This window comes from Rhizobium sp. WYCCWR10014 (assembly GCF_001657485.1).
Classification (GTDB): domain Bacteria; phylum Pseudomonadota; class Alphaproteobacteria; order Rhizobiales; family Rhizobiaceae; genus Rhizobium.
Window position 1 is genome coordinate 230,027 of record NZ_LXFU01000050.1, and the last position, 17,809, is coordinate 247,835.

The 17,809-nt window shown below is 63.1% G+C and carries 17 protein-coding genes and 1 pseudogene; 8 read left to right on the forward strand and 10 right to left on the reverse strand.

Annotated elements, in window-relative coordinates; genetic code table 11:
- Positions 1-5 precede the first annotated feature (5 nt).
- From A6U98_RS29720 to A6U98_RS29730, 3 genes are all read right to left on the reverse strand, one after another.
- On the reverse strand, positions 6-857 hold the full coding sequence (locus A6U98_RS29720; protein WP_064654507.1) for an ABC transporter permease: 852 nt from the start codon (positions 855-857) through the stop codon (positions 6-8).
- A 10-nt stretch (positions 858-867) separates the two neighbouring features.
- On the reverse strand, positions 868-2,220 hold the full coding sequence (locus A6U98_RS29725) for an LLM class flavin-dependent oxidoreductase (protein WP_064654508.1): 1,353 nt from the start codon (positions 2,218-2,220) through the stop codon (positions 868-870).
- A gap of 397 nt (positions 2,221-2,617) precedes the next feature.
- Entirely contained in the window at positions 2,618-3,397 is a 780-nt protein-coding gene (locus A6U98_RS29730) for an IclR family transcriptional regulator (RefSeq protein ID WP_028732419.1), read from the reverse strand.
- A gap of 219 nt (positions 3,398-3,616) precedes the next feature.
- Here A6U98_RS29730 and A6U98_RS29735 point away from each other — a divergent pair, with 219 nt between their 5' ends.
- Genes A6U98_RS29735 through A6U98_RS29770 form a run of 8 tightly spaced genes read left to right on the forward strand, consistent with a single transcriptional unit; the run spans position 3,617 to position 11,806 of the window.
- Positions 3,617-4,690, forward strand: coding sequence for an ABC transporter substrate-binding protein (locus tag A6U98_RS29735; RefSeq protein WP_064654509.1), 1,074 nt, complete (start codon positions 3,617-3,619; stop codon positions 4,688-4,690).
- Positions 4,691-4,712: 22 nt separating this feature from the next.
- A complete protein-coding gene (locus tag A6U98_RS29740; protein WP_064654510.1) occupies positions 4,713-6,227 on the forward strand; it encodes a sugar ABC transporter ATP-binding protein in 1,515 nt (504 codons plus the stop codon).
- Positions 6,224-7,186, forward strand: a complete 963-nt coding sequence (locus A6U98_RS29745; protein WP_064654511.1) for an ABC transporter permease — start codon at positions 6,224-6,226, stop codon at positions 7,184-7,186. Before A6U98_RS29740 ends, A6U98_RS29745 begins: the two co-directional genes overlap by 4 nt.
- Positions 7,183-8,124 (forward strand): ABC transporter permease, encoded by a 942-nt coding sequence (locus A6U98_RS29750; protein ID WP_064654512.1) that lies wholly within the window; start codon positions 7,183-7,185, stop codon positions 8,122-8,124. Before A6U98_RS29745 ends, A6U98_RS29750 begins: the two co-directional genes overlap by 4 nt.
- Entirely contained in the window at positions 8,121-9,077 is a 957-nt protein-coding gene (locus tag A6U98_RS29755; protein ID WP_064654513.1) for an amidohydrolase family protein, read from the forward strand. The genes A6U98_RS29750 and A6U98_RS29755 overlap by 4 nt, the downstream gene beginning before the upstream one ends.
- Positions 9,070-10,380, forward strand: a complete 1,311-nt coding sequence (locus A6U98_RS29760) for an alanine racemase (protein WP_064654514.1) — start codon at positions 9,070-9,072, stop codon at positions 10,378-10,380. Before A6U98_RS29755 ends, A6U98_RS29760 begins: the two co-directional genes overlap by 8 nt.
- A gap of 36 nt (positions 10,381-10,416) precedes the next feature.
- Complete coding sequence (locus tag A6U98_RS29765; RefSeq protein ID WP_018246876.1) at positions 10,417-10,761, forward strand: RidA family protein; 345 nt, start codon at positions 10,417-10,419, stop codon at positions 10,759-10,761.
- A gap of 31 nt (positions 10,762-10,792) precedes the next feature.
- Complete coding sequence (locus A6U98_RS29770) at positions 10,793-11,806, forward strand: succinylglutamate desuccinylase/aspartoacylase family protein (protein WP_064654515.1); 1,014 nt, start codon at positions 10,793-10,795, stop codon at positions 11,804-11,806.
- 15 nt (positions 11,807-11,821) lie between these two features.
- On the opposite strand, the pseudogene A6U98_RS29775 reads toward A6U98_RS29770, so the two are convergent.
- The 7 genes and pseudogenes from A6U98_RS29775 to A6U98_RS29805 form a co-directional block, all read right to left on the reverse strand.
- Positions 11,822-12,975, reverse strand: a pseudogene (locus A6U98_RS29775) (hypothetical protein).
- 172 nt (positions 12,976-13,147) lie between these two features.
- On the reverse strand, positions 13,148-13,822 hold the full coding sequence (locus tag A6U98_RS29780; RefSeq protein WP_028755774.1) for a 4-carboxy-4-hydroxy-2-oxoadipate aldolase/oxaloacetate decarboxylase: 675 nt from the start codon (positions 13,820-13,822) through the stop codon (positions 13,148-13,150).
- 84 nt (positions 13,823-13,906) lie between these two features.
- The gene (locus A6U98_RS29785) at positions 13,907-14,743 is read right to left on the reverse strand and encodes an ABC transporter substrate-binding protein (RefSeq protein ID WP_064654516.1); all 837 of its coding nucleotides are present in this window, start codon (positions 14,741-14,743) and stop codon (positions 13,907-13,909) included.
- A gap of 31 nt (positions 14,744-14,774) precedes the next feature.
- Entirely contained in the window at positions 14,775-15,539 is a 765-nt protein-coding gene (locus tag A6U98_RS29790) for an amino acid ABC transporter ATP-binding protein (protein ID WP_064654517.1), read from the reverse strand.
- Positions 15,536-16,294 carry an amino acid ABC transporter permease gene (locus tag A6U98_RS29795; protein WP_064654518.1) on the reverse strand — a complete coding sequence of 253 codons (759 nt, stop codon included), beginning with the start codon at positions 16,292-16,294 and terminating at the stop codon, positions 15,536-15,538. The genes A6U98_RS29790 and A6U98_RS29795 overlap by 4 nt, the downstream gene beginning before the upstream one ends.
- Positions 16,291-16,998 carry an amino acid ABC transporter permease gene (locus tag A6U98_RS29800; protein ID WP_064654519.1) on the reverse strand — a complete coding sequence of 236 codons (708 nt, stop codon included), beginning with the start codon at positions 16,996-16,998 and terminating at the stop codon, positions 16,291-16,293. The genes A6U98_RS29795 and A6U98_RS29800 overlap by 4 nt, the downstream gene beginning before the upstream one ends.
- Positions 16,995-17,774, reverse strand: a complete 780-nt coding sequence (locus A6U98_RS29805; RefSeq protein ID WP_064654520.1) for an SDR family oxidoreductase — start codon at positions 17,772-17,774, stop codon at positions 16,995-16,997. Before A6U98_RS29805 ends, A6U98_RS29800 begins: the two co-directional genes overlap by 4 nt.
- Positions 17,775-17,809: the final 35 nt, after the last annotated feature.

The following is a 17,809-nucleotide window of genomic DNA, read 5'->3' on the forward strand; positions in this document are numbered from 1 at the left end:
GCAGGTCAGCGGCTCGGCTGAGACCAGCGGCACAGGCGCCGCTGCAGCAAAACGAGCAGGGCATTGGCGGCAAGCCCGAGGAAGGCGAGCAGAAGGATCGCCGCAAACATCAGCGGGATCTGAAAATTGTACTGGGCGTTCATGACCTGGAAGCCGATACCCTTGTTGGCGCCGATCATTTCGGCGGCAATCAACAGGAGAAGCGCGGTCGTCGCCGAAAGACGCAGGCCGACGAAGATCGCCGGCACCGACGCCGGCAGGATGACGCGGCGAAAGATAGTCAGCGGTCCGGCGCCATAAGTCCGCGCCATCTCGATAAGCTTCTTGTCCACCTCCTTGACGCCGCTGATCGTGGCGAGCAGCACCGGAAACAGTGTGGCCCAGAAGATCACGAAGATCTTGGATGTCTCGCCGAGGCCGAGCAGCAGGATGAAGACCGGATAGAGCGCGAGCGCCGAGGTCTGGCGGAAGAGCTGCAGGATCGGATCGAGCGCCTGTTCGACCGCACGAACCTGGCCCATGAACAGGCCAAGTGGAATGCCGATCACGACGGCAAAGGCGAAGGCGGTTCCGGATCGCTGCAGACTAATGGCGATGTCATCGAGCAGCGCGCCATTGGCCAGATTGGTCCAAAGAGCCGACAGGATGACGTTCAGGGGCGGGAAGACGGCGGGGTTGACCCAGCCTCTGGTGCTCGACACCTGCCAGAACACGAGGAAGCCGATGAGAAGGCCATAACGCGGCAAAAGCGATGCGAGCACCCCGCGCACATTGGAGGCGAGAGTGGAAATATTGCTTTCGCTGCTCTTCGGGCGGCCGAAGCTTCTCGGAAGAACCTGGTTGATCTCATAAGACATTCACCGCTCCTCACTCTGCTGCCTGGAGAGCTGCACGTCCTGCAGCCAACCGATTGATGGGGAAAGGCAGGCCGAGGTTTTCGCGAAGCGTCTTGCCCTCATAGGCCGTCCGGAACAGGCCGCGACGCTGCAGCTCCGGGATGACAAGATCGACGAAGTCGTCGAGTGCCGTCGGCAGCCAGGGCGGCAGAATGTTGAAGCCGTCGGCAGCTTCGTTCTCGAACCAGTTCTGTAGCGTATCGGCGATCTGTTCGGGCGTTCCGACGATGGTGTAGTGACCGCGGGCGGAGGCGATCCATTGATAGAGCTGGCGAATGGTGAAGTTGTTTTCATCGGCGATCTGGCGGATGAGGGCCTGGCGGCTCTTCATGCCTTCCGTCGGCGGCGCTGGCGGAAGAGGCCCGTCGAGATCATAACCGTGCAGATCGAGCGTGCCGCCGGTCAGGCCATTGAGGAGGCCGATCCCGTCCTCTTCGACGATGAGCGAGGTCAGGCGGTCGTATTTCTCGCGCGCCTCCGCCTCGGTCCTGCCGACGAAAGCGGATACGCCGGGCATGACGAGGATGTGATCGGGGTTTCGGCCGAGACCACGGGCGCGTGCCTTGATGTCCCGGTAGAACTCCTGGGCGGTTTCGATATGCTGATGGGCGGTGAAGATGACCTCGGCCGTTGCTGCGGCAAGCCCGCGTCCGTCGTCGGATTGGCCGGCCTGGACGATGACGGGATGCCCCTGCGGCGATCGCGACACGTTAAGCGGACCGCGCACGCTGAAGTGCTCGCCGCGGTGGTCGGTGTCGTGTAGCTTCGACGGGTCGAAGAACACGCCGGAGTCCTTGTCCCGGATGAATGCGTCGTCTTCGAAGCTTTCCCAGAGTTTGCGGACAACGTCGACATGCTCGGCAGCGCGGCGATATCGGTCCGCATGCGGAAGCTGGGTATCGCGGTTGAAGTTCTGCGCCGTCAGGTCGCCCGTCGTGGTCACGACGTTCCAGCCGGCGCGGCCATCCGAGATCAGATCCAGCGAGGCGAACTTGCGCGCGGTCGTGTAAGGCTCCTCGTAGGTGGTCGAGGACGTGGCGATAAAGCCGAGATGAGTGGTGAAAGGCGCAAGGGCGGAGAACAGGGTCACGGGTTCGAAGCCGGCGACGCGGGCGTTGCCGCCTTCGCGTGCTCCACCGAAACCGACCGCCAGCCCGTCGGCCAGGAAATAGGCATCGAAGAGCCCGCGCTCAGCTGTCAAAGCGAGACGTTTGTGAAACTCAAAACTGGTCGCGCCGTCGGCCGGCTGGTCGGGATGCCGCCATGAAGCAACATGCTGTCCGCCACCGGGAAGAAATGCCCCAAGCCTGATTTTCCGTGTCATTGCGCGTTCTCTCCGGTTGCCGTCAACAGCTCGGCCTTCCCCAAGGCCAAGTAAAAAATTGGCTGTTGGACTGCTAAAATACGTTCTCTATCAATTTTATAGAGAAACTTAATTTCATAGTTTCGGAGGAAGAGTGAATAGATTTCCTGGATTGGCAGGAAATCGGAAATCAACGATCGGGGCGGCTACTCCGGGTATGCGAGCACAGGCCGGCAGCCGGGATCTGCAGGCGTGGCGAAGAGCCCGGCTGAGACGACAAAAATAGCGCCCTGTGCCCGCTGCAGCGCCGCCGGAGCGAACATGATCCGATTTGACGAGCATGGAATTGAATGCCGGCTTACGCACGAGCATCCGTGCCACCTGACATCGATGCCTTGATGTGCTCAGGGCATCGGTCTCATTTTGGCCGGGTCGGGGCATGGTCGAGGCCGGCGGCGGCCTTCTTCAGACAGTCGAGGTAGCGGTCGCGGTTGGCAATGCCATCGTCGCGCGGCGTGACGAGGCAGAGCGTTGCGGCGGCATGACCTTCCTCGCCCCGCACCGGTACAGCAAAACAGTGCGTGAAGCTGTCGACGATACTGTTGAAGGTGAAGAGACCTTCGCGCTCGGCTTGGCGCACCTCGGCGATGAAGGTTTGCGGCTCGAGCCATTCGCCGTTCGGCAGGCGGAAATCCTGCGGCGGAATGAAGGTCAGGATTTCCTGATCCGACAGATGCGCGACGAGCAGGCGGCCGGACGCCGTCCACGGGATCGGCACCGACTGCCCGACATCCGTCGAAATGCGGAAGGGGCGCGCGCCTTCGCGCATGCGGACGACCGTGTATCTGTTTCCATCCAGCATGCAGAACTGCGCCGTCTCCCGCGTCTCGTCGGCAAGCTGTTCCAGCGCCGCCTCGCATTCGCGGGTGAAATCAAAATGGTTCTCATAGGCTGCGCCGAGGAAATACAGTTTGCGGCCGAGATAGACACGCCCCTCGCCGCCGGTGAATTCCAGGATGCCATTCTGCAGCAGCAGGTTGACGAGCTCGTAAACCGATGAGCGCGGCGCGCCGATCTGCGCGGCGATTTCATTCGGCTTCAGAGCCTGGCGTTTCTGGCGCAGGAAATCGAGGATCTCGAAGGCGCGGTCGAGCCCGCGGGCCCGCTTGCCGGCTGCTTCGTCCTGAACTGCATCCATTGCTGTCGATCCCTTTTTTTGTCCGGCCAAGCTTTTCAAGCCGTCTGCCGCATCTGTCAATCGATCCCGTCATTCATTGCGAATGAAATTTTTGCACCCCTCTTGCGAGGTAAAAAAATCGGCATAAGATCACCCCGTCCGGTATATAGATCACATGTACATTATATTGGACACGGATGGCAAGCCGTCAACGCTGCCGCACACAAAAAGGGGATCGACATGAAGAATCTTGAAACCGGCATTTCCGCTTCGCTGCGCCGCCGCCTTCTTGCGGGTGCCGCCGCTGCTGCGGCACTCCTCGTCTTTTCGGCCGGCACGGCCTCGGCCGCCGCCAATTGCATCAAGGGTGACAGGAAGGCGCCCTATACGATCGGCTGGGCGAACATCTATTCGGTACCGACCTGGATGAAGCAGACCGAAGGCACCATCACGGCTGAAGTGGAGGAACTGAAGAAGGCGGGCCTGGTGAAGGACCTGATGATCACGGACGCGCAGGGCAACGCCCAGACGCAGATCCAGCAGATCCAGTCGATGATCGACGCCAATGTCGACGCCATCGTGGTGATCGCCGGTTCTTCCAACGCGCTCGACCGCGTCATATCAGATGCCTGCGACAAGGGCATCGCCGTCGTGAATTTCGACAGCCTTGTCAACACCGACAAGGTGACGGCGAAGATCAACACCGATTCCAACGAATGGGGCGCGACCGCTGCCAAGTGGATGGTCGGCCAGCTCGGCGGCAAGGGCAAGATCATCATCATGAACGGCCCGGCCGGCATTTCGGTGAGCGATGACCGCCGCAAGGGCGCCCAGCCGGTCCTCGACGCCAATCCCGGTCTCCAGGTGATCACCGAGACGAACACGGAATATAACGTCGCCCCGGCACAGGAAGCGATGACCAGCCTGCTCTTCGCCAATCCCGAAATCGACGGCGTGCTGTCGCTCGGCGGCGCGCTGTCGGCCGGCTCGGTGCTGGCCTTCGAGCGCCAGGGCCGCGACCAGGTGCCGACAACAGGCGAAAACGCCAGGCAGTTCCTGGAACTCTGGAAGGAGAAGGGACTGAAGGGCTGGGCCACCATGCAGCCCAACTGGCTCGGCGCGCTGTCCGTTTACACCGCCGTGGAGGCGCTGGAAGGCAAGGACGTTCCGGCCTTCGTCAAGGTGCCGCTGCCTGTCATCGACGACAGCACGATCGGTAGCTACCTCGCCCGGGCCGACAAGTTCCCGGCTGATGGCTATATCTACTCGGACTACGACAAGGCGCTCTTCGACAAGCTGCTTGCCACCAAGTAATCCCGGGTTGAGGAAAGCCGTCATGACGGAAGAAAAACCCCTGCTGGAAGCCCGGCAGGTGTTCAGGGGATTTTTCGGCAATCCCGTTTTGAAGGGCGTCGATATCGCCCTTCTGCCGGGCAGGGTTCACGCCCTGCTCGGCGAAAACGGCGCCGGCAAGTCCACGCTGATCAACCTCCTGTCCGGGGCTCTCCAGCCGGAGGGCGGTTCCATCCTCGTCGACGGCAAGCCGGTCGGGCGCTTCAGCCCGGCGGCTGCACGCGCGGCGGGTATTGCCGTCGTTCAGCAGGAGCTGAGCCTAACGGCCAATCTGTCGATTGCCGAAAATATCGGGCTCGGCGCCTTTCCGCGCCGGTTCGGTTTCATCGATTACAAAGCGCTTCATCGCGGCGTGTCAGATGTCTGCGACATGGTGGGGCTCACCGAACCGCTCGACATGCCGGTCGCCGATCTGGCGCTTGGCCGCCGTCAGATGGTGGAGATCGCCAAGGCGCTGTTCCGCAAACCGCGCGTGCTGATCCTGGACGAGCCGACGTCGTCGCTTTCCGCACACGAAGCCGGCATCCTTGCCCGTCTGATCGAGACCCTCAAGGACCGCGGCACGGCACTTCTCTACATTTCTCACCGCCTCAACGAAGTGCAGGCGCTCTGCTCGCATGTCACGGTGCTGAAGGACGGCTTGGTCACCGCCGACCAGTCGCTGTCCGGCATCGACGGTGAAGGCCTGGTGCGGCTGATGGTCGGCCGCGAGACCGGCGACCTGTTCCCACCGCGCTCCTTCACAGCACCCGGCGCGATGCGCATCAACGTCGAAGGCTTTTCCGCCGGCATGGTGCGTGACATCGGCTTCTCCGCCCGCGCCGGCGAAATCGTCGGCATTGGCGGGCTGGTGGGGCAAGGACAGGAAGACCTGCTGCTCGGCCTTTACGGCGCGATTCCGGCCTCGGCCGCTCGGGCGGAGGTCTCCGGCAAACCCGCCCTGCCCGCGCATGTCGGCGAGGCGAACGCCGCCGGTATCGTCTATGTCCCGGCCGACCGCAAGCACGAGGGGCTGGTGCTGCCCCACTCTATCGCATCCAATCTCATCCTGCCCTCGCTCGGACGGCTCGCGCGCAAAGGGCTGCGCGACCGGCCGGCGGAAAACGGCCTGGTCGCCGATCTCGCGCGCCGGCTGACGATCAAGGGCGACACGGCCCGCCCGGTACAGGCGCTTTCCGGCGGCAACCAGCAGAAGGTGGCGCTCGCCAAATGGCTGCCGCTCGATCCCTCCGTTCTGCTCCTCAACGATCCGACGCGCGGCGTCGACATCGAGACCAAGCGGGAAATCTACCTCATGCTCCGCGCCTTCGCCGCCGAGGGGCGGCTCGTCATACTGGCCAGCTCCGATACGCCGGAGCTCGTGCATCTCTGCGACCGTGTCGTGGTTCTGCGCGAGGGACGCGTCGCCGCGTCGCTGTCGCAGGATGAAATCAGCGAAGGAGCGATCGTCGGCGCAGCCATGGGCATCACCACCACAACGCAGGGAGAGGCGGCATGAGCACAAGTTCGTCATCCCGGCTTTACGGCTCGATCCAGCTTCGACGCAACCGCGGCCTTGCCGGCCTTTATCTGGTTGTCGCCGCCTTTCTCATCCTCTATGCGCTGCTCTTTCCCGGCATCCTTTCGATCGGCGGCTTCTCCAAGTTCACGCAGAACTGGTTCCCGCTGGCGCTCGTCACCATGGCGCAGGCATTGCTCATGCTGAACGGCGGCATCACGCTGGCGATCGGCCCGCTCGTCAGCCTTGGAGCGGTGATCGCCGCGACGACAATGGAAGGCGCGCTCGGCGTGCCGGGCGGCATTCTCGCGGTCTCGCTTGCCGGTCTTTCGATCGGCGCCGTCATCGGCGCCATCGTTACCTATCTGAGGCTTCCCGCAATCATCGTCACGCTGGCCGGCTCCTTCATCATCGGCGGGGTCGCGCTCATCCTGCTGCCGCGGCCGGGCGGGTTCATTCCCGATTGGCTGTCGACGGTGCTGGCCGGCCACACGCCCGTCGCCTTCGCGTTGCTCGTCGTGATCCTCGGACTCTGGAAGGTCTTTCTGGCAACGCCGCTCGGCCTCGGCATCTACGCGGCCGGCGACAATCCGGTCGGCGCGTTCCGCTCCGGCGTCCCGGTCGAACGGGTGAAGGTCGCAGCCTTCGCGCTGTCCGGTCTTCTCGCAGCCCTGACCGGTCTCTTCGTCGCTGCGCAGACCGGGTCGGGTGATCCCGTTATCGGCACGCCCTTCACGCTGAACTCGATCGCCGCCGCGGTGCTCGGCGGCGTGGGTTTCCTCGGCGGCAAAGGCACAATGCGCGGCGCGATCTGTGGCAGCCTGCTGCTCTCGGTGATGATCAACGTCATGTTCTTCCTGGGCTTCCCGCCGGTCGCGCAATATGTCGCGCAAGGTCTGATCATCGTCGGCGCGGTCGCCGTGCCGGAACTTCTTGGGGCTTGGAGGGCAAGACGATGAACATCATCAGGTCCGCGTTCCGCAATCCGCCGCTGCTGACCTTCCTTCTGGTCGCGCTCGTCTGGATCGTCGCAAGCGGCTCACTGCGTGGTTTCGGCGCCTATGGCCACCTGCGCTATCTGCTCGAACTCGCCGCGGTGATCGGCATTGCGGCTGCCGGCCAGACGCTCGTCATCCTGATGGGCGGCATTGATCTGTCCGTCGGCGCGGTCATCACCGTCACGGCGATCCTGTTGCCGCTCATCTCGCCGGCGTGGGATCCAACCGGCCTCGCCGGCATCGCGGCGGCCCTTACCATCGCCACGGCTATCGGCCTGATGAACGGTGCCGGGGCCGCCTATCTTCGCGTGCCGCCGATCATCATGACGCTTGCCATGGCGACCTTCCTGCAGGGCTTGCTCGTCATCGTCGCCGGCGGCAGCGCGGTCACCGTCAGCAATCCGGCGGTCATTCTGCTCGGGCAGGCGCGGCCGTTCGGCATTCCCTCGGGCATCATTCTGTGGCTCGTCGTCTCGATCGTCGTCTTGCTGCTCGTCCACCGCATGCCGATCGGCGCGCGTTTCCTGGCGCTTGGGGCGAACCCGCTGGCGGCTCGGCTTTCCGGCGTCAGCGTCACCCGCAACACGCTGATCGTCCATACCCTGTCGGGCTTTTTCGCAGGGCTCGCAGGCATTCTCGTGCTCGGCATGAACCGGCAAGGTTATGTCGGCATCGGCGACCCCTATCTGCTGACCTCGATCGCCGCCGTCGTGCTCGGCGGCACCTCCATCCTCGGCGGCCGCGGCACCTATGCCGGGACCATTCCGGGGGCAATCCTGCTCGTCACGACGACGGCGCTGATCACCGTCGTCAATGCTTCGCCCGGCTGGCGCTCGATCATGTTCGGCACACTGATCCTTGCCCTTTTGCTCGTTTCCGGCCGCGAGGCGCGCAGATGACTGAGCTCTACGACGGGCCGGTGATCGACCCGCACCATCACCTCTGGGATCTCAGCCTGCAACGCCATCCCTGGCTTCAGAAGGCGCAGGCTTCCGGCGAGGAAATGGTTTTCGGAAGCCTCGCACCGATCCTGCGCGACTACGGCATCGACGATTATCGCGCCGATGCTGCCCGCCAGAATGTAGTTGCGACCGTGCATGTGGAGGCCGGCTGGTCCGTTGCCTACCCGCTCGAAGAGAGCCGCTGGCTGGATGGCCTCGACCGCAGCTCCGGTGTGGCGCACCGTTATATCGCGCGCGTGCCCCTCGACGGGCCGGACGCCTTGCGCCTGCTCGAGGCGGAAGCGGCAAATCCCAACGTCGTCGGTATCCGTGATATTCTGAGCTGGCATCCCGATGTGGCGAAGAGTTTTGCTTCGCGCCCGAACCGCATGGGCGATCCCGCCTGGCGGGCAGGGTTAGCGCACGCCACGCGGCTCGGGCTGGTCTTCGACCTGATGCTCTATCCCTGGCAGATGAATGAGGCGCTCGAACTGGTGCGCGCTTTTCCGCAAACGCTTTTCGTGCTCAATCACGGTGGCAGCCCGGCCGATCGGACGGAGGACGGCATGGCGCTCTGGCGCCGCGGCATGCGGGCGCTCGGCAGCGAGCCGAATTTGCGCCTGAAGATTTCCGACCTCGTCGCCTACGACAATAAGTGGACGCTCGAAAGCTTGCAGCCGGTGATCGAGCATTGCCTCGATTGTTTCGGCCCGGCGCGCGCCATGTTCGCGAGCGACTTTCCGGTCGCGGGCTTGCATGCCTCTTTCGACGAGGTCTACCAGGTCTTCCGAGCGGTCGCCTCAGAGCTCTCTTACGACGAGAAGCGCGCCCTGTTCTTTGCCACGGCCAACGACACTTATCGCCTCGGCATCGCCGACCCGGCCGAGATCAGGAGTGGCCGCCATGTCTGACCTTCATACTGCGACGGAAAACGTTTTGATCGACGAGCGGGTGCGCGGCTTTCCGCCCGGCAATCCGCCGCTTGCGCTGGATGCAATCGGCAAGCAGGGATGGAAGCCCTATGACGGCAGGATGGCCCTGCCGCTGATGTCGCTCGACCGGCAGGCTTTCTCCGGCAATGCCGAACTGATGATGGCCTATGTGAAGAGCCACGGTGTCGACATCGCTCCGCACGCCAAGACACCGATGTCGACGGCGCTGGCGGAGGCACTTCTGGCGGCAGGCGCCTGGGGCATGACAGTCGCCGATATCCGCCAGGCCGCTGTCCTGCTCAAGGCGGGACAACGCCGGCTGATCCTCGCCAACGAGATCGGCGGGGCCGCCGCCGCCCGCCGGCTCGCGGCCCTGCTTGGCCACTATCCCGATGCGGAACTCCATATCTTCGTGGATTCCACAGCGCTGGTCGAGGCTCTTCGCTCCGCCTGGCAGGAGCGCGCGGATCTGCCGCCCCTCGGCCTGCTGGTGGAATTCGGCGCCGGCCGTGCCGGTGCTCGCAGTGTCGACGCCGCCGAGGCAATTCTCGACGCGATCCTTGCCGCGGAGACGCCGGCCTTTAAGCTGACCGGCATCGCCGCCTATGAGGGCGCAGCCGCGACCGCCGATGAGGAAGAGACGATGCGTCGCATCGACGCGCTGATGGCGGTGACATCGGATTTCTTGCCGCAGGTGCGCGCCCGCATAGGCGACGAGCGGCCGCTCCTGGTCACGGCCGGCGGCTCGGTGTTTTTCGACCTTGTGATTGCCAGGCTTTCAACCGCCGTTACGGCCGATCCCGCCTGCCGGCTGGTGCTGCGCAGCGGCGCGATCTTCTTCCACGATCATGGCATCTACGAGCGCGGCCTTGCCGGCCTCGATGCACGCAGCGGTTTCCGCATCGGCGGCGAGACGGTTTCGGCGGCCGCAGCTTTCCGTCCTGCGCTGCGGGTCTGGGCCGAGGTCCTCTCCCGGCCGGAGCCGCGGCTGGCGATCTCAGGCATGGGCATGCGCGACGTGGCGATGGACCAAGGCCTGCCGCGGCCGCTGGCGCTCTATCGCGATGGGGCGTATCTCGCCGATCTCGTGGGCGCCGACGTGTTTCGCCTCAACGATCAGCACGCCTTCATTAGCCTTGCCGACGGCAGCGACGTCGCGGTCGGCGACGTCATCGAATGCGGCATCTCGCATCCCTGCACCTGCCTTGACCGGCACGCCATCCTCTACGGCCTCGACCCCGACCATTCGGTGACGACAGCCTATCTGACCAGCTTCGGCTGAACTTTCCCTCCAAAAGCAAGAAAAGGAAAACCCTCAATGATCCAGCGCTATCAGAAAGGTTCGCGTATGAGCCAAGCCGTCAGCTACGGCGGTCTCGTCTATATTGCCGGCCAGGTCGCGGAAAATCGCAAGGCTGATATCAAGGACCAGACCCGCGACGTGCTCGGCAAGATCGACGCCCTTTTGAAAGAAGCTGGCATCGACCGCTCGCGTCTCATCGCCGTCAATGTCTTCCTGCCGGCGATCGTCGATTTCGAGGCGATGAACAGCGTCTATGATGACTGGATCGACATCGAAAACCCGCCGGCCCGCGCCTGCACCGAAGCTCGTCTCGCCGATCCCGATCTGCGCGTCGAAATGACCGCGATCGCCGCTCTTTAACGGCACAAAAGCCGTCCGCATTGGAGACATCATGCATAGCGGTCTCGTCAATCCGATCGACTTTTCGCGCGAGGGCCGGCAGGCCAACCACCTCGCCATTCCGTATTCGATCGACCGTTCGCCCTATTATCAGATCCGCATTCCGGTCCTTCGCCTCAAAAATGGCGAGGGGGCGTCTTTGCTGCTGATGGCCGGCAACCATGGCGACGAATATGAGGGCGAACTCCAGCTCGGCCGGCTGATGCGGCTGCTTGATGTCGCTGAAATCAGCGGCGCCGTCACCATCCTGCCGATGGCGAACCTGCCGGCGGTGATGGCGGCCAAGCGCTGCTCGCCCTTCGACGGCGGCAACCTCAATCGAGCGTTTCCCGGCGATCCCACCGGCTCGCCGACAGCGCGGATGGCGCATTTCCTCGAACACAAACTTTTTCCCGGCCATGACGTCGTGCTCGATCTGCATTCGGGCGGCACTTCCATGGCGCACCTGCCCTGCACGCTGATCGAGCGGCAGGCCGATGCCGCCCGCTTCGAACGGTCCGTTTCGCTGATGCGCGCCATGGGTGCGGCGCATGCCTTCATCGCCGACAACGGGCCGACCGCACCGACATCGATGGGGGCTGCGGCAAGGGCTGGGACCGTAGGGCTTTCCGGCGAGTTCGGCGGCGGCGGCACCGTGACGCCTGAGACAATGGGTTTCACCGCGGCGGCGATCGACCGGCTGCTCGTCACACTCGGCATCGTCGAGCGTCCGGTCCTGTCGCGCGCGCCGCTCGCTGAGCCCGGACCGTTGCAACTGCTTTCACTATCCCGGCACAGCCAGGGCATCTATGCGAACCGCAGAGGCTGGTTCGAGCCGGCTGTTGCCCTCGGCGCCACCGTTTCCGCCGGCGACCTTGCCGGATGGTATCATGACCTCGAACGGCTGGAGCAGCCGGAGGAAGAGCTGCGCTTTGCCGAAAGCGGCATTGTCATTTCCCACAGGCTGCATTGCGACAGCCAAGCCGGCGACTGCCTGATCCAGGTCGCCGAACCCATCGCATCCTGAGGAGCGCTGATCCGTTCAAGTGATTGCGTCGACCGCTGTCTTGACCCAGTCGAGGCGCTTTGCCGGTATCAGGCCGTAATTGTAGAAGTTCACGCCGTCAGCGCCGGCATCGACGGCGGCCTTGGTGCGTGCCGCCAGGATCTCAGGCCCGCCAACCTCCGGATAGAAGACGCGCAGGCCCACCCCGAGGAATTTGCCCGGTCCCATTGCCGCCCGGCCGGTCCGGATGACATCGCCGACGGCGTCCGGCTGCATGTCGTAGCAGCAGAGGATCGCCCCGTCGCAGAGCTTGCCTACGGCTGCGAGATCGACGCCGCCGAGCCAGCCGTCCTTCAGGTCGATCAGCACGATGCGAGTCGCCGGATCGGCGGCCGCCTTGATCTCGCCGATCAGGCTGGTCACCGGTTCGCTGCGCCATGAGAGGTAGGCATGTAGATCGCGATGGTCGCGGAAGGCATCGATGCCGGCTGCCGGAAAGTCGAGGAATTGCCGTTCCGGGACTGCCCGTTCGCAGAGTTCGGCGATGAAGCGCGCGACCGACCGGCGCGCACCTTCGACCGGCACACCGGCCTTCTCGGCGCGCACCGTGCAATGGTCGCAAAAGCAGAGCGACAGCAGGAAATCGTCTTCGGCATTCAGACCGACGCCGTCTTTTTCGTGATGATATTCGTGCGCGAATCCCATGAAGTTCGGGCTCTCGAGTTCCACCATATCGGGGTGACGGCATAGGCCCGCGCCGCCGGGCTGGAGGGGCAAAGATTGTAGTAGTTGGGATTGCCGAAGGCGTTCCGCGTCACGTGATCGGGATGCAGCATGCCGAGACGGGTATTGTGGAGGCAGACCGTCCAGCAGGAGACCTTGAGACCCGTCGCCTCGCGTCCTTGGACGAGGGCTTCCAGCATGTCGCCGCGCTCGGTGACATTCCCAGCCATCAGCGGCCGGATCAGCTTATCCCGCCATAGGCTCTCATCCGGCCGGAAGTAGACCGTCCCGTCTTCGGGGAAATAGGCCTTCTGCCGCGGGCTCCGCGGCTGCAGGAACCGGCCAGCATGATAGGACGTCGCCAGGCTGACCGTCGTCAGGCCTGCACGGTCGCGAAGGTCGGCGGCGAGTGCGGCGAGCCCCTGGTCCTGGATATCCCAGGGGTAAGTCCACATGGAAAGATGCATGGCGTGCTCCCGTCGAATCTGTCCATTTTATAGAACATGTGTCCATAATAGTGTCCAGACTGATCTTTGCACGCAGGCGTCCGCCGGGTAGCGGGTTTTGAAAATGGCGGCTGGCCGAAAAGGCCAGCCGCCCTTTGAAGTTGGCAGGGCTGATAGCTATTGCGGTCTTGCGTCAGATGTCGACGACGAGGCCCTTGGCTTTCAGCACCGGTTCGAGATTGCTGACCTCGATGACCGATTTGCCCTGCTTATATGCCGCGATATAGCCGGCCTCGGCATCCTCGCGGGCCTGTGACAGCCTGGCGACTTCCTGCGCTTCCTGGCGACGCACGATCACTAGGCCGTCGGCATCGCCGGCGATGATGTCGCCGGGATGAATGATTTCGCCGCCGACGATGATCGTGTCGTTCACCGCCGCGATGGTTTCCTTCACCGTCCCCTTGATGCAGACGCTGAGCGAGAAGACCGGAAAGCCAAGTTCCCTGAGCTGAAGCGTGTCGCGCACGCCGGTATCGGTCACGAGACCGCCGATGCCCTTTGCCAGGCAGGCATTGGCGAGGACATCGCCGAAGGATCCGGCCTCTTCGTATTCGCCGGCCGATACGACGATGATATCGCCCGGCTTTGCGTAGTTGATGGCAAGCTGCAGCATGATGTTGTCACGCGGCGCGCATTTCACCGTAAAGGCCGGACCGCAGAGTTTCATGCGGTAGTCGACGGGCTTCAGGCGGGAGGAAAGGGCTCCGCGGCGCCCTTGAGCCTCGTGGATCGTCGCGGGTGAAAATTTGGAAACGGCGTCGATATCGGCTTTGCTTGGCCGTTCGGCAATATCTTTAATATGGATCACGGATGCCTCCCATCGTTGGCCGACGGCGGGCATGTCCCGCCGTCTGATTTCGTTTGGATATCGTCATTGGAAGACGCCGAGGTCTTAAGGGATCGGGTCGAACTTCAGCTCCGAGAGCGATACGACCTTGTCGGTGCGCGTCATCTTGTATTCGGTATCCGGGCCGAGCCACTTGTCCCAGATCTTGTTGATCTCGCCCGATGTGTCTAGCTTGCGAAGGATCTCGTTGATCTTGGCGGTCAGCGCCGGCTGATCCTTGGCCATGCCGATGCCGATCGGCTGGTACAGCATCGGCTCCTCGATCATCCGCATTGCCTTGCCCTTGCTCTTCGATTCATTGACGAACTTGGTCGTCGTCATGGTGTTGGCCACCATGCCGCGCGCCTTGCCCTGCTGGACGGCGAGATAGGCCGAGGCGGTATCCTGGAAGGTCAGCGGATCGGATTTGTTGAGCTTGATCGACATCTCGGAGGTCGAACCCTTGGTCGAAGCGATGCGCTGGCCTGCGTAGTCGGCCTTCTTCTTGCCGGCATCGTCCGCCGGCACGATCAGCATTTCCTTGGCGAGATAATAGGGATCGCTGAACTGGATCTGCTCGGCGCGGCTCAGAGTATAGGCAAGGTTGGCAACGGTGATGTCGACGCGGCCGAGCTTGACCTCGGGTACGCGCGCCTCGACCGAAACCGGCTTGATTTCAGCCTTGACGCCCAGTTCCTTGGCGATGGCGCCACAGAGATCGACGTCGAAACCGGCCATTTCGCGGGTCTTCGGATCGGGCGAAGCGAAGGGAGGAACGTCGGCGAACGTCGCGCAGCGCAGGGTTTTCGCCGAGATGATGTTGTCGAGCTGATCGGCTTTTGCGGGCACGGCCGCCGCTATGCCGGCAAATGCGACGGTGAGGGTTAGGCATTTCCAGTTCATTGCTGTTCTCCTTTGTTTTTGGTGGTTGGTATCAATGCCTGAGATCAGCGAGGAAACGCTGAGCCCGGGGATGGCGTGGATTGCTGAAGAATTCCTCGGGGGTCGCCATTTCGAGGATCTGGCCCGCGTCGATGAACCAGACTCGATCCGCGACGTCGCGCGCGAAACCCATTTCGTGGGTGACGCAGAGCATGGTCATGCCTTCCGACGCCAGGCTCTTCATGACGGCCAGCACTTCGCCGACCATTTCAGGATCGAGCGCGCTGGTCGGCTCGTCGAACAGCATCACTGGCGGTTCCATGGCAAGAGCGCGGGCGATTGCCACCCGCTGCTGCTGGCCGCCTGAGAGTTGACCGGGATAGGCCCGGGCCTTGTCGGCAAGGCCGACCCGATCGAGAAGCTTGAGGGCCTTGTCCTCTGCAACATCCGGGGCCACGCCTTTCACCCGGATCGGCGACATCGACACGTTTTCGACCACCGAAAGGTGCGGAAACAGGTTGAAGTTCTGAAATACGAAGCCGATCCGGCTGCGCAGTGCATTGAGTTCCTTTGCCCGCATGGCGGCGTGAATGTTTTGCCCGTCGAGCGTAATCGATCCGCTGTTGATTTCCTCAAGGCGATTGATCGTGCGGATCAGCGTCGATTTTCCCGAGCCGGACGGCCCACAGATGACCACGACTTCGCCGCGCGTCACCTGCGCATCGATGTCCTTCAGGACCGGATAATCGCCGTAGCTCTTGCAGACCTGCGAAAGCCGGATCGTCTGCAATTCCTGTGCTGAAACTGACATGGTCATGGCTGCTCCGATATGATTTTCGATGGCGCGACCACAGCGGCGGCAGGAAGGTTGGAAAGTCCCGCACGCCGCCGCGTGATGCTCCGCTCGAGGCGATTTGCGAAGTAGGTGAGCGTCCAGCAGATGGCGAAGTAGACGATCGCCAGAATGAGGAAGACCTGGAAAGGCTGCGTCAGGAGCTGGTTGTTGACCTGGCTTGCGGCAAAGGTCAGGTCCGGCACGTTGATCACGTAGCCGAGCGTCGTGTCCTTGATCGTCGAGACGAAGGTGGAGATGATGCTCGGGATCATGTTGTAGAGCGCCTGCGGCAGGATGATGAAGCGCATCGCACCGAGATAGCCGTGGCCAAGCGCACGCCCCGCGTCCATCTGGCCCGGTCCGAGCGCAACAATGCCGGCACGGACGACTTCGCTCAGGAACGCGCTCTGATAGACCACGAGCGTCGTCAGCATCGTGACGAAGCTCGGTACATCGGCGCCGGTCAGCAGCGGAACGAGGAAATAGCTCCACAGGATGAGCATCAAGAGCGGCACGCCCCTGGTGAAATAGACGAGCGCGGTGACCGGCCAGCGCAGCAGCGGCGACTTGGAGAGCCGCGCGAGCGCAAAGAGGATACTGACCGGAAAGGCGAGAGCGATGCTGAGTGCCGAAAGGATCAGCGTATTGGCGAGCCCGCCGAGCGGCCCGTTCGGATATTGGCCGATCAGCAGCAGCAGCCAGTAGTCTTGGACGATGGCGATCATGTCGTGGATCATGCGCGCGCGCTCCTGGCAGGATCGGTGCGCATCGACAGATAGGCGCCGATGCTCATGATCACGAGCGAGAAGAAAAGGTAGAGAACCGTGCCGATCAGGTAGATCTCGAAGGTCCGGAAGCTGAGGTTCTCGATCTCCTTGACGGCATGCGTCAGCTCCGAGGCTCCGATGACGACGGCGAGACTGCTGTTCTTGAACAGGGAAACGCTGTGATTGATGAGCGGCGGCAGCGCGTTGCGCACCCCCTGCGGCATGATGACGAAACGCATCGCCGAGAGATAACCGTGGCCAAGGGCGCGGGCTGCCTGCATTTGGCCGGGGCTGACCGAGCGTACGCCGGACCGAAGATCTTCGCTGAAATAGGCCGCCTGGCAGAGCCCGAGCCCGATCACGGCGAAGATGGCTTCGGCATTATGGACGGCCAGCCATTCGGCTACTCCGCTTGGCATCAGGGTGAAGATCCCGAAATACCACAGCATGAGCTGAACCAGGGTGGGGACGTTCCGATGGTAGGAGACGTAAGCTGCGACTAACGGATCGCCGAAGCGAAAGGGTGACAAACGCAACGCCAGCAGCAGAAGTGCCAGCGCCATCGCCATCGACCAGGAGCCGGCATAGATGATGAAGGTCATCTCGATGCCATGCAGCAGCATGGCGGTATATTCCGGATTTCCGAGAATTGCCGAAAGGTCGAAACCGCTCACGGGTTTGGCTCCCCGGATTGATCCGTCTTCGCCGAAGGCTGGGGCTTTGCCGTCTGCAGCCCGCCCATGACCTGCAGCGTCGGCGTGATCTCCATGTGCCCGATGTTGACGGCGACGGGGGCTGCTATGGCGAAGGCAATCGCGTCGGCGATGTCGGTCGCCTGCGGCAGTTCGAAGCCGTCGATGAACCGTTCGCGGATGCTGGGGTCATCGCCGTGGACGTGATTGAAAATGTCAGTGGCGACCCGGCCAGGGCAGATTTCCGTGACCCGTACCCGCTTGCCGAAGGCGTCGATGCGCAGCTGGTTGGACAGCATGCTCACCCCTGCCTTGGTGGCGTGATAGGACGAGTTTCCGCCGAAATTGTAGGCGCCGGCGATCGACGAGATGTTGATGACATGCCCGCGGTCGCGCGCCACCATGCCGGGCACGACCAGCCGGCAGAGGTGCAGGACCGCCCGGAGATTGACGTCGACGATGAGATCGATATCGCCGTCCTCGGCTTCCAGGAATTTCTTCGGCCGGTCGACACCGGCATTGTTGACGAGAATATCGAACTCCACCCGGCGCGTGAGCTCGGCCATGGCCTGACGGTCAGTCACGTCGATGACGTGGGCGACGCAGCCCGTCCGAGCGGCCAGCTGCTGCAGCGCTTCGGCGCTGCGGGCAACGGCATGGACCTCGATGTTCTCCCGGCGGAGCCGCTCAACCACGGCTGCGCCGATACCGGAGGATGCGCCGGTCACCAGTGCGGTCTTGTAGTCGGAGAATGGCATTGTCGTTCCCTTGTTGTTGATTGAGACAGTAGCGA

Bases quoted from the DNA above. Each gene is read 5' to 3' on its own strand.
- A6U98_RS29760 (WP_064654514.1), top strand. From the start codon at position 9,070: ATGTCTGACCTTCATACTGCGACGGAAAACGTTTTGATCGACGAGCGG.
- A6U98_RS29770 (WP_064654515.1), top strand. From the start codon at position 10,793: ATGCATAGCGGTCTCGTCAATCCGATCGACTTTTCGCGCGAGGGCCGG.
- A6U98_RS29765 (WP_018246876.1), top strand. From the start codon at position 10,417: ATGATCCAGCGCTATCAGAAAGGTTCGCGTATGAGCCAAGCCGTCAGC.
- A6U98_RS29740 (WP_064654510.1), top strand. From the start codon at position 4,713: ATGACGGAAGAAAAACCCCTGCTGGAAGCCCGGCAGGTGTTCAGGGGA.
- A6U98_RS29805 (WP_064654520.1), bottom strand. From the start codon at position 17,774: ATGCCATTCTCCGACTACAAGACCGCACTGGTGACCGGCGCATCCTCC.
- A6U98_RS29750 (WP_064654512.1), top strand. From the start codon at position 7,183: ATGAACATCATCAGGTCCGCGTTCCGCAATCCGCCGCTGCTGACCTTC.
- A6U98_RS29735 (WP_064654509.1), top strand. From the start codon at position 3,617: ATGAAGAATCTTGAAACCGGCATTTCCGCTTCGCTGCGCCGCCGCCTT.
- A6U98_RS29785 (WP_064654516.1), bottom strand. From the start codon at position 14,743: ATGAACTGGAAATGCCTAACCCTCACCGTCGCATTTGCCGGCATAGCG.
- A6U98_RS29720 (WP_064654507.1), bottom strand. From the start codon at position 857: ATGTCTTATGAGATCAACCAGGTTCTTCCGAGAAGCTTCGGCCGCCCG.
- A6U98_RS29795 (WP_064654518.1), bottom strand. From the start codon at position 16,294: ATGATCCACGACATGATCGCCATCGTCCAAGACTACTGGCTGCTGCTG.
- A6U98_RS29755 (WP_064654513.1), top strand. From the start codon at position 8,121: ATGACTGAGCTCTACGACGGGCCGGTGATCGACCCGCACCATCACCTC.
- A6U98_RS29725 (WP_064654508.1), bottom strand. From the start codon at position 2,220: ATGACACGGAAAATCAGGCTTGGGGCATTTCTTCCCGGTGGCGGACAG.
- A6U98_RS29745 (WP_064654511.1), top strand. From the start codon at position 6,224: ATGAGCACAAGTTCGTCATCCCGGCTTTACGGCTCGATCCAGCTTCGA.
- A6U98_RS29730 (WP_028732419.1), bottom strand. From the start codon at position 3,397: ATGGATGCAGTTCAGGACGAAGCAGCCGGCAAGCGGGCCCGCGGGCTC.
- A6U98_RS29790 (WP_064654517.1), bottom strand. From the start codon at position 15,539: ATGACCATGTCAGTTTCAGCACAGGAATTGCAGACGATCCGGCTTTCG.